The sequence below is a fragment of the Burkholderia sp. BCC1993 genome (assembly GCF_905339865.1).
Classification (GTDB): domain Bacteria; phylum Pseudomonadota; class Gammaproteobacteria; order Burkholderiales; family Burkholderiaceae; genus Burkholderia.
The window spans coordinates 1-11,832 of sequence record NZ_CAJPGZ010000031.1 but is presented as its reverse complement, the minus strand read 5'-3'; the positions used below and the strand labels follow the sequence as shown (position 1 = coordinate 11,832).

Genomic DNA, 11,832 nt, shown 5'->3' with positions numbered 1-11,832 from the left:
GGCGTTTTCTTACTTCTGGCTTGCGCTGGCGGATCGAGTTATTCCGCGGCCGGATAGTAACGCGGTGCGGAACTGTGGGACGAAGCTCATGAGTGCTTCATCGATTCCCTTGATGGCGTTGGGCAGATCCTTCACCAGGTCGGCATAGAAAGGATATACAAAAGGACCATTGTCCTTGACATCCGAGGCGGAGTTAGAGCCGGTATTTTTATTGACGCCGCCACCACCGGAGGTCGGATTCAGATGAGTAGGAATCGGGAGAAATATATTCTGCGAAAAAATTGGTTCAAACGTTGCCGCCGAAAAAATTCGAATTTGGCTGTTAACCGATCGAACATATGGCCAACCCAGCCCTTGTGCGCCATAACCGGTAGTAGCCGGCGCAATTAGAATCGCATCCGCTCCCGTATACGCGTCACCCTTCAACGTCGGATGCAGCCAATCTCCTGCAATTTTGGGCATGCCAGCCTGAGCAAGGTTGACTTCCTTCACTTGGTAGCCTTGCGCTCGTAGCTCGGCCTCCAGTGCCTCGATGTACTTGCGGTTCAGTCCGGTATCGCCAAGCTCACTCTTGACGAGATCGTTGAAATCCTTGTTGGTACGAGTCGATACGGCCGCCGTCCCGCCGGCGATTGCCCCGCCGACAGCCGCAGCCAACAGGCCCACGCCAGGAATCGGAACGAATACCGGCCCCCCGGCCGTAACGGCAAAATATGCCGTGGGCCTCGACACATCGACCGCAATGGTCTTGACCGTTGACATTTTTTGCGCATCGAAATCGTAAGGGGGTTTCGATGCGCACGCACCAAGTAGCAAACTCAGCACGGTAATCGCAATGGAGCCACGAACCCGAATCCTCGCTTTCATCCCAATATTTGTCATTCTTCACCCATCGTTATCGGCCACTGTCGAATCGCAAGTTGCACCAAAATAATCCCCCTTGCTCGTGACATTACATCAAATACTCGGAAATCGAACCGCAACACCAAATAGAGTCATAAAGATTGAATTTTTATTCAGAGGGAAAATACGACCCCGAGATTTTTATTTAAAGCAGCAGCAAGAAACCCTCGAAAACCCTTCAACTCCAAAACGAGCGTTTCCGTCGAAACTCTAGTTGTAAGCGGCTGCTTTTCAGCGGTCCAACGATATACAAATTCAATGTTACAGCTTCCCTTCCGTTGCAATTCGAGAATCCGAACATCAAGAGCCTCGATAACTTCCGAAACTATCGACACATCAACCTCATCCTCTTCAAATTGATCAAATGTCGTCCCGTTTTTCGCGTTGTTTGTGGCAACAAATTACCCAAGGTCACGAGCCTCAACAGTTGCCAACGCATAGGCATCGTCCTTCGGCAAGAAGGCTTCCACTTCGTAGCCTGCGGGCGAAGTCGGGTCGCCGAACACCAACACTACGGTCACAACGGTTCCGAGTGGCAGCACCACAGTTCGGTGCTCCCCAATGACTGTTGCCTCAACGGGCTTCGACAACGCAAACGTGTCGTTTTCTTTCATCGCATTCATTTTTTCGCAGGGATTCCTGTCACGAGTCGCACCATTCCGGAATTGTCTTTCATGAAGACAAACGTCGTCTCTATAGTTTTTCCGTTAGTTCCTTTGATCGGGATGACCTGTTCGTAAGTTTGTCCGTATTGCGTAGTCTTCGTCTGCACTGCAGTGGCCGTATCAAAGTACAACTGTTTAGCCAAATCTTGCCAGTTGCTCTGGTCGAAACCCAGCGCCTGACTGAACCAGTTCGCCTTAGTTTGATTCTGAGGATGTGTCGGGTCCAACAAGTAACCGTTCAACTTGCTTTCAAGATTTGATGTATCGAATCCGACGTTGTTTGTGGAACCATGACCGTTCGTGCCGCCTGAACCGCTGTCGCTACTACCGCTCGCCAGAATCGCATTACTCGGCGTGCCCGGTGATCCCGGCACCATCGTGCAAATCGGCGGATCGCATATGGGCACCGCTGGCGTCACCGGCGAGGCTCCGGTGGTCGGTGGATTGCCGTTGTTAGCCTGCACCAGCGGATCCGGATCGGACGGGGGCGTCTGTCCGTTGTTGGCCTGCATCAGCCCTACAAACTGGTTGCCCCAGTTCTTGAAGGAGCCAAGCGGATCGCCGTAGGTATTCTGCAGCCACGTGCCGACCGCGCTCAGCAGGCCGCCTTTTTTCGTTGCGTCGGCCGCATGGCCCCCCGTGTTGTTCAGCGCCTCGTTCTGCGCAGCGGTCGCACCGGCCATCGCATTCTGACCGGCGAGACCAGCAAGGCCACCACCAGCAAGCGTTGCGAACGCTGCGAGTACCGCCTGCTGACCAGCATCAAGCGGCGCGCCCGTCGGATCAATCGCCTTCACCACATCCGGCGAGAACGCCGCGCTCACGGCCCCGCCAATCGCACCACCACCACAGCCCTGTCCCGATGCGGCTCCAGCAGCACAACCAAGCGCGGCGTGAGCAAGCCAGTAGCCTGGCGTGCCGACCTCGATAGGAGACCCTTGTACGCTTGCCGCATTGCCGATCGCGAACGCCGCTGCTGCCGCTACGTTCGATACCGCACTGTTGCGCAGATTGGTCAGGAAACTGCCGCCCTCGATCGCCGTCTGCACGCCGGCTTGTAGAACCGACTCGGCTGCTAGCGCACCGATCGTTGTCGGCAACGCACCCGTTGCTGCACCGGCCTGCGGCACGAGCGTATTGCCCACCGACTGCACGCCCGCCAGCGACGCGAGACTGTTCGGCGAAGCACTCCACGACCAGCCCGGAGTGCCGCCGTCAAACGTAATGCCGTTAGTCAGGCCGGCCGTGAACCCAGCAACGCCCCCGGTTTCAAGCATCTTCCCGACACTGAATGCGCCACCGGCATTCAGCTGGCTCATCGTGCTGTTCATCATGCCGGCGAAAGCGGCCGACAACGCGACGTTGGCCGTGCCCGCACCAACCGCCGCCGTCGTCACCGTCACTTGCGTCGCGCCAATCGCGATCGTCGATGTGCTCGCCGGCACCGCCGCCGCAAACGTCGTTCCCGACGCTGCGGACGCCATCGCCCCGATCGCGGCCGATGCCGCCATCCCCGACATGATCGACAGTCCGGTAATGACCGCCGTCATGAAGAGCTGGTCGTACCACGCGTCGCCGTCGACAACATCCGTATGCAGGTTGTCGCTGACCGTCTGCTGCGAAAAATTTCCGCCGAGCTTCGTCTTCAGGTCGGACAGCATCTGCTGCGTTGCGGCCTGATTCACGCTGCCGTCGGCATTGACCTGCTGCAGCGCCCCGCCGATCTGCGCGATCGACTGCGCATTGAGCTGATAGTTGGCGGCCGACATGAAACCGCCTTGCTGCACCACGGTGCCCGTGGTTTGCAGGAGCACGCCGTCCTGCCCGGTCTGATAAATCGTGCCGACGTTCGTCGAACGTTGCTCGTTGGTCAGCGAATTCGTATTGACCGTCAGGTTCTGCGCCGTGACGGTCCCCGTATTCAGGATGCTGTTCGCATAGTTGAGCGTGACGTTGGTGCCCGTAATCTCACCGTCGGCGTTCACCACCGCGAAGTTCTTCGGCAACAGCACTTCCGGCATCAACGCCTGCACCGTCGGGCACGTCGCGCCACCGGTCGTGCTGCAACCTGGCTCCGGCACCGACTGCTCGACATACCAGAGCATCGGATGATCGACCATCGCCAGCTGTGCGTCCGACAAATGCGTGCCGAGCGCGATGTTGTGGTCCTTCGCGTACTCCAGTGCCGCACCGTAAAGTGCCGCCTTGTCCTGATTGGCGATCGACGCCTGACTCGTGCTATCCGTAGCGCTCGTCGTGCTATAGAAACTGCTCTTACCGGTCGCCTGCAGCGCCGCCTGCTCGATCTGCTGATTCTCCGTATACGGGTCGTAATAGAACGGGACACTGCCCGGCTGCAGATTCGCCGGCAGATTGGCAATCAGCGACGCCGACGAAACCGTGTCCACGACCTGCACAGCTGGGTTGTTCGTCAGGTACGTGACCGTCGTGGTTTGCCCCGAGATCGTCTTGACGGTCGTGCTCAGCGGCGTATTCGCCTGCGTGACGATCGGCGCTACCGGCATGCCGACGGTCCGTGTGCCGATCGGTGTGTTCACCGGCAAACCGGTCGCACCTGTCACCGACGTAGGCTGACCATTAGCGTCGACGACCCGTCCGAACGCGTTGACGGACGTCGCCACGCCGCTCGGTGTCGTTACCGGCCCCAATGAAATCACCTGTCCCGACACGACAGGCGGCGGTGTAAAGACGTTCGGATTCGTGATGCCGTTGACGAGCTGCGAGCCAGTCAGCGCGATGGTCTGACCGATCACGTTACCGGTGTTGGTGAGCGTCGGCGAATTCACCGACAGCGAGTTGCCCGCTTGAATCGTAGCCGGCACGAAATCCGACAGACCGACGTTCGACGGCAAGCCGGGGGCAGCCTGCGCATCGCCGAGGCTGAAAGCACCGCCGTACAGATTCTGGCAGGTCGCGGCTGAACCTTGGCAGCCCCACGTGCGAATACCGGCCGGATTGCCCGTCCAGTACGCGTGCAGATACTGGTTGTCGCTGGACGCGCTCGAGCTGGCATTGATCGTCGCGGTATTCAGCGCCGCGACAAGACTACCCGTATTGCTGAACACGCCCGCCGTGATCGACAGGTTATTGTTCGCGGTGATCGTCGACGGCTTGGCAGACTGTACTTCGATATATGCTTCGCAGTTCTGCCCGCATCCCGTGTATGGCGAAGCGGTGCCGTAGTTTTGATGAACCGTGACCGGCGCGGCAATCGTGTTCGTGACTACCGCGGCGTTGAGATTGACATTGTTACCCGCCTCGATCGCACCCGAGGTGTTGCTGACGCTCGATGCTTGCGTCGTAGCGTTAGCCGTCGTGCCCGCACCGCCGATCACGATGTCGTGTGCAGCGACCAGATTGCCATACGTGTTATTGACTTGGGTCGCTGCAATGACGATGTCGTGACCTGCCGTTACGTTACTGTTGGTCTGCTGGTAGCTGTATGTCTCCGAGTTCGGATTAGTCGTGATCAGTGACGAACAGCCTGCGTTGGAAAAACCGGATGCACATCCCGCCGTGACGGTTTTCGAGCCGACGTTCGAGCCTTGATTCGTGAAGCTGGCTGCCTTCACGTTCACATCGTTGGCCGCAGACAGCGTACCGGCATTGGTCAGGTTGCCGCCTGACAGATTCAGATTATTACCGGCGAGGATCTGCCCGACGGCTCCTTGCGTCGTAGTGCTCGACGAGACTGTTTTCAGTTGTACCGTACCCGGCGCACTGATCGTGTATGTGGCCGGTGGTGTCGGCGTGCCAACCAGACAGCTTCCCCCAACGCACTGGTACGTGCCATCCGGATTCGCCGTGCCAGCCACGCCAATCGGTCCGGATTTCTGCAATGTCTGCAACGACGTCAGGAACGCATTCAGAGAAGCAGCATCAACCGTGTCCGTCACAGACGATGTGAAACTCGAACCGCCATTCTGGAGCTGCTGCACATCCACGTTGGCATCGCGGCCAGCGCTTACGGTCCCGCTCTGGTTGTTAAGCGTATTGGCGGTCAGCGTGAGGTCGTGGCCGGCCGCAATGATCGAAGGCGTAACGGACGCGCCGGTCGTAGTGGTGGTCTCGGTGACCGTCGGCAAAGCCAAGGTCTGGACCGCCGTTGCGCCCGAAACCGGCGTCGACGGCGACTGGATCACCCAGATGGCGCCGCGAGGCGCATTGCTCGTGGGCACGAGTGCGAACTGGACCGATCCCGACGTCGCAACCGGTGACGATGGATCCCCCCAACCCTGATAGGTCAGACGGTTGACCTGTGTCGACCAAACGGTCGTGTTGGTCGGCTGCTCACCCCCAGTCGACAAGAGCCCGCCGAGCGTGGCCGGCAGCGTTGCCTGCGAAAGGGTCAGTGTTCCGCCGTCCTTGCCGAGGTTATAGATCGCATAGATCGTTTCGGTGCCGATCTGCGTGGCCATCAATAGCCCCGCGTTGTCGACCGTCTTCGTGGTCGTGGTCGTCGTGACCGACGCTGCGGCAGTATTGTTGACGTTGTTTGCCGTGATCGACAGATCGTTCGTCGCGGTCAGGGTGCCGCCTGCGTTCCCGAGATCACCACTCAGATTGATCGTCGCGTTACCGCTGCCGGCCGGGCTGTTGCTATTGCCCGCCTTCGTGGTACCGCCCGCGTTGTCGTAGCTCGATCCCGTAATCGTCAGCGTGTTAGCCGCCTGCACCGTGCCGGCGTTCGTGCCCGAACCGTTCAGCGTGAACCCGTCATTGGCCGTGACCGTACCGCTCGCCGCGTTGGCGAGCGTTCCGTTGATCGTCAGGTCGTTGCCGTTGATTGCACCCGTGTTGCCCACCGCGCCGTTCAGCGTCAGTGAACCCGCGCCTTGGTTGATCGTGCCGGCGTTGTTGATGCCGTTGGCTGACGAGACCGTGACGGCCGTTCCCGGCAGCGTCCACGTCCCGGAATTGCTCACCGACTGCGCGGACAGGTTCAAGCCGTTACCGCCGTTGACGGTCCCATAACTGGCTACCGACGGATCGAGCGTCTGGTTCGGCAGGTTCAGCGTTGCAACGTTTTGCCCGAAAATCCGACCATTGGTATTGTCGAACGAGCCATTGCCGCCCGTCACCGTCACGGTCGTGTTGCCGACTACGGCGGTCGGATTGTTGACGTCGCCCGAGTAAATGAGACCGCTCGCGTTACTCAGGCTGCCGGTCGTCAAGTTCAGCGCGTTGGTCGCGAGCAAACCACCCGAGTTGGTCGTCGCGCCCGACACGTTGAAATTTGCGGTCGGCCCGTAGATGGTCCCGGCGTTATTGAGGGTCGCCGCAGTGACATTCGCCGTCTGCAGCGATGACAGGCTGCCCGTGTTCGTGACGCTCGTGCCCGACACATTCAGGTTGCCGGCCGCCATCTGCGTACCGACGTTCGATACCGTGCCACCGGCCAGCGTCGCGTCACCCTTGAACGCTGCGAAGCCGCCCGTCGTGATGCTCTGCGTGCCGGTGATCAGCGTCGTGCCGCCCACCACCGCGTTCGCTGTCGTCACGTTCGCGCCCGACAGCGTCGCGTTACCGCCCACCGACAAGGCCGGTGCGGTGGCGCTGAACGGCTGATTGAGCTGACCCGCCGAGGTGTCGAGGTTGTTCGTTGCCGTCGCGTTCAGATTGCCGCCAACTGCAACGCCCTGCGTCGTCATGTTGGTCGCCGTCAGGCTCGCATCTTTCGAGGCGGTCGTCTGGCCGTTAAGCGTCAAGTTCTGACCGGCGTTTAGCGTCGCGTTCCCAGCCATCGAGACCGGACCGGCCACCATCAGGTTGCCCGCCTTCGCATTCGCGCTCAGATCGCCCAGGCTCTTGACGCTGCCTTGCGCATTGAGGTCCGTGCCAGCCGTGATCGTCGTCGTCCCGCCCGAAAGGGTATCTCCAATGAGCGTCGCGCTGCCGTTGGTCGCGGTCAGCGTGCTGGTGCCGACCGCCGTCGTCGCACCGACCGACAGATTTTGACCGGCCGTCGCGCTGAGATTGTTGCCGGTCTGAATCGCGCCGGAGATCGCGATGTTGTTGCCGGCATTGAGCGTCGTGTCGTTCGCGACGCTGAGCCCACCCGTTCCGTTGATGTCGCGGCCCGCCGTCACGCTGACGTTACCGGTATTGCTGACCGCGAGACCACCGTTCAGGTTTGCATCGCGCGCGGCGGCGATCGTCGTGCTCTGACCGCTCTGGATGGTGCCGGCGACCATTGCGTCCTGCCCGGCATTGATGGTCACCGCGCCCGGCGTCGACACCGCACCCGCGACCGAGACGCTTCCCGCGCTCGAACCGATCGATGCGTTGCCGCCGCTGTAGACCGTACCGCCCAAGCTAACGCCCTGCTTGCCGCTGGCATTCAATGCGCCGAGCGACACCACGTTGCCGGTGGTCGAGAGCGATCCGCCGTTGGCCGCGAGCGTCATGTCGCCGATCGACGCGGCCGTGCCCAGCACGTTCGTATTGCCGCCCGACGTTACGCTCAGATTTCCGCCGCTCGTAATGTCGCCGCCGAGCGTCGTATCCTGCCCGGCCTGAATCGTCACCGCGCCCGGTGCGGATACCGTCCCGCCGAAACTCGCGTTCGTACCGGCCGTCGCGTTGACCGTGCTGCCGCTCTGCACCGCGCCATTCAGCCCGATCGCCTGACCGGCATTCAGGTTCACTGCGCCCTGCGACGACGTGACGTTCCCTTGGCCCGTAATCGAGCCGGCATTCGCCGCAATCGATACCGGCCCCTGAGCCTGCACCGTGCCGCCGACGGCCGCATTCTGGCCTGCCGTCACCAACAGCGCTCCATTCGACAGCGCGTTGCCATTCACGGTCGCCGAACCTATCTTCGCGGCAATCGTGGTGTCGCCCACGCCCGACACCTGGCCGTTGACGGTCGCGTTACGTGCGCCCGTCAGCGCGACCGTGCTGCCGCCCTGCACCGCCCCGTTGACCGTCAGATCCCGCCCCGCCTTCGCCGATACCGTGCCCGGTGCACTCAAGCCGCCTACCGTGAGATCGCCGTTGGTCGTCTGCAGCGCAATATCGTGCGCGGAGAGCGAACCGATCGACATCGATTGACCGGCCGTGAGACTGGCCTCTCCATTCGCGGCAACCGAGGCGGCATTCAGATTGCCGCCTGCGGTCATCGCGACGTTCTGCCCGGCCGACACCGAACCCGGCGCGCTGATGTCGCCGTTTGCGTTGACCGTGTAATTCTGGTTCGCGAGCCCGGTGCCGTTGATCGTCGTGTTGCCCGCGCTCGTCAGATTCACGTTCTGGCTGGCAAACGTTTGACCGACCGTGACGTCGCCGTTCGAATTGACGACGACGTTCCCCGCCGTCGCGGTCAGCGGACCTTGCATGTTGGCGCCAAGACCAGCCGCGGTTTGAACGATATAAACCTGCCCAGCGGTGACCGATCCAAACTGGTTCGCGTCGATCGCCAGGCCGTTCGGCGTCTGAATGGCCGTGACGTTGTTCCGCAAGCCGTTTGCTGCAGTACCGTATGCGGTGCCGGTATTGCCAGTTGTGGTCGGAGTGACGAGCTGGTTGCCTGTCACAACGTTGATGCGCTGATCCGCGCGGATCGGGGCCGCCAACGTCACCGTTTGCCCGATCAGGTCGATATTCCCCACCGTCCCTTCTATCCCTGCTCCCGGGCCGTTTACGCCTGCCGGTCCGTTGATCGAAATGTTGCCGGATCGAACGTCGTACGCGACCGCACCCGCATGTGCGAAATCGGTCGGTGTGCCACCGATGCCTGTGATGAATTGTGGCGTGCCGGTCGTCAGCGTGAGATTCGGGATATTCGTCAGCGACAACCCGTTTGTCGATATCCCGCCGGGAGCCGCGATCACGATCGGCGCCGCAGCACCGAAGGTCTCGAGCGGTCCGTTCAGTACCGCGATATTGTTCGACGTGACCTGGTTGATGATCAACGACGCAGGTCGACCGTTCAGATTCGGGTTCGCGCCAAGCGTACCGCCCAGCAGAGGCGTACCCGGAATCGTGCTGTTATTCAGCACGAGGCCTTCGGGTCCCACGTTGAACGACTGATACTGTCCGAGACTCACACCATTGGAGTTCGGCGCCGGGATATTGATAGCGGGGACGCCCGAGCTAGTCGCGGTCACCGTCGGCTGAAACGGGATCGGCGCGCGCGGATCGATGATCGGCGCAGCATGCGCAGTTTGGTCGATCAGAAGCGCTGCGGGGCTGAGATACATCACGACCGACATGACCCATGCGGTCGCCTTGACCCAAAGCGCATGCTCTTCGCTTTTCAGCGAAGCTTGATCGAAGATAATTTTCTGTTTGGCCGTTCCCCGTTGAACGCGCCGAGCTTCTATTTCGCGCATCAGTCGGCGCATGGTTGGTCTCACTCGGAATTTTCAGCAGATGCTCGCACAGCCAAAACCGAAAGATGGTCAACAATTGTCATGACATTACTTACCATCAAATGCGTTGTTACAAAGCGCCTTCACGACGATTGAGGCATAGAACATTAAACGATCCGCAGCATGATAAATGTGAAATCACTTGATTATTTTTGAGATTGATTTATTCGAAAAGAAAGATGCTCTCGGCTGGAGCGACGCACGCCCTTGCCTGTCACGGCTTTCATGCCGAGCCACATCGGCCATACGGCGCCTTAGAATCGGACAGAAAGGTTAAAAAAGGTTTCAGTTAACTAAAATCTACTCGACAGATACCTCTCTCTTGAGAGGCAATGGCCTTTCGCGGCAGGGGGTAACACGCATACGTGGCGTCAGTCGATTCACACGACACCTGCGATTTTTACGAGGTGCTGCGTTGGGTTCTATCAACTCAGACTTGACTTTCGTTCGGAGCCGCATTGGGGTTATCCGGAGAAATGGCTCGACTTGTGGCAGCAGGATCTCGAGATCTCACCGGAGGTAATAGAAGGATCGATCGGTTACGTCGCCGAAGCCGAAGGAACGGTCATCGGATTCTGGATCCGGACGTCAGTGGATTCGGATCGCCCGACGCCCGGTTGGCTATTCTTCCACCCGGAGCATATGGGGCGGGGCATCGCCCGCGTGACCTGCCTGATTTCTTCGAGCCATTTCAATCTTGAGGAACGGCCTCGGTTGCTTCAGTTGAACAATACTGCTGCTTGAACTCGTCGGGCGTCAGGTATGCCAGACTCGAATGCGGTCGGATAGCATTGTAGTGACGTCGCCACTGCTCGATCACAACCTTCGCTTCCGGGCGCGTTCGAAACCACTCAAGGCTCAGGCATTCGTCCCGGAATTTGCCGTTGAAGCTTTCGTCTGCGCCGTTCTGCCAAGGCTTGCCGGGATCGTTGAGCGCCATCTCCATGCTGTTCTGCGCGGCCCACTTCAGGATGGCCCGCGACACGAACTCCGGGCCATTGTCCGAACGCAAGTAGCGCGGCGCGCCATGAACGCTGACCAGTTGGGACAGGACTTCGATGACGCGGCCCGAGCGAATCGATCCAGCCACATCGATCGCCAGACATTCACGCGTGTACTCGTCGATCACCGTCAGACACTTCAACTGCTGGCCGTTGGCACATGCATCGAAGACGAAGTCGTACGCCCAGACGTGCCGTGCCGCCGTCGCCGGCTGTGGCCGGGGACGGCGAACCGCCACACGCCTGCGTGGTCGCTTGCGCGGGACCTGCAAGCCGGCAAGACGCCATAGCCGCCACGCCCGGTCCGCGCTCATCGGGTGACCCTGCCGCTCCAGAAAAATCTGGATTCGACGGTAGCCGTAGCGGGGATACTGCGCCGACAGAATGCTCATCGCCGCAAGTACCGGTGCGTCCCGCACGGCGAGCTTCGATTCGTAATGCAATGCAGATCGCGCCACCGACATCAGCGCGCACGCACGTCGCTCCGACAGGCCCCGCACTTTCGCGTACGTGACCTGCTGGCGTCGGGCGAGCGCGCTCACCACTTTTTTGCGTTGATCTCTTTCATCACGTCCAGTTCGAGATCACGCTCCGCCAGCATCTTCTTCAGTCGCGCGTTCTCCTGCTCGAGCTGCTTGAGCCGCTTCACGTCGGCCGCCTCCAGGCCGCCGAAATGCTGCCGCCAGTTGTAGATCGTCTGACCTTACCCCGCCGAGTACACCATTCGTAAGTTAGTGGACTCGCCAATTTTCGGTTGATGCAATTGCCGGAATTGGTCCGGCGCCAGTTGCCCCAGGGCACTATGCGGACGCACCGAGTTGTAGTCCATGCGCCACGCTTCGATTCGCCTGCGTGCATCGTCGAGACTGA

General features: G+C 60.2%; 4 protein-coding genes and 2 pseudogenes. 1 reads left to right on the top strand and 5 read right to left on the bottom strand.

Annotated elements, in window-relative coordinates:
• Positions 1 to 9 precede the first annotated feature (9 nt).
• From U4Y91_RS35070 to U4Y91_RS35060, 3 genes are all read right to left on the bottom strand, one after another.
• Positions 10 to 882 carry a hypothetical protein gene (locus tag U4Y91_RS35070; protein ID WP_321808918.1) on the bottom strand — a complete coding sequence of 291 codons (873 nt, stop codon included), beginning with the start codon at positions 880 to 882 and terminating at the stop codon, positions 10 to 12.
• Between the two features lie 422 nt (positions 883 to 1,304).
• On the bottom strand, positions 1,305 to 1,526 hold the full coding sequence (locus tag U4Y91_RS35065; protein ID WP_321808917.1) for a hypothetical protein: 222 nt from the start codon (positions 1,524 to 1,526) through the stop codon (positions 1,305 to 1,307).
• Positions 1,523 to 9,934: a DUF6883 domain-containing protein gene (locus U4Y91_RS35060; protein WP_321808916.1), complete on the bottom strand. Its 8,412-nt coding sequence runs from the start codon at positions 9,932 to 9,934 to the stop codon at positions 1,523 to 1,525. Before U4Y91_RS35060 ends, U4Y91_RS35065 begins: the two co-directional genes overlap by 4 nt.
• A 423-nt stretch (positions 9,935 to 10,357) precedes the next feature.
• Here U4Y91_RS35060 and U4Y91_RS35055 point away from each other — a divergent pair.
• Positions 10,358 to 10,624 (top strand): annotated as a pseudogene (locus U4Y91_RS35055) (hypothetical protein); the annotation flags it as partial.
• Positions 10,625 to 10,652: 28 nt separating this feature from the next.
• Here the strand turns inward: U4Y91_RS35055 and U4Y91_RS35050 are convergent.
• A pseudogene (locus U4Y91_RS35050) lies at positions 10,653 to 11,662 on the bottom strand (IS3 family transposase); the annotation flags it as partial.
• Between the two features lie 3 nt (positions 11,663 to 11,665).
• Positions 11,666 to 11,832: integrase core domain-containing protein (locus U4Y91_RS35045; RefSeq protein ID WP_321808944.1), on the bottom strand; the 167-nt coding region annotated here is incomplete at its 5' end.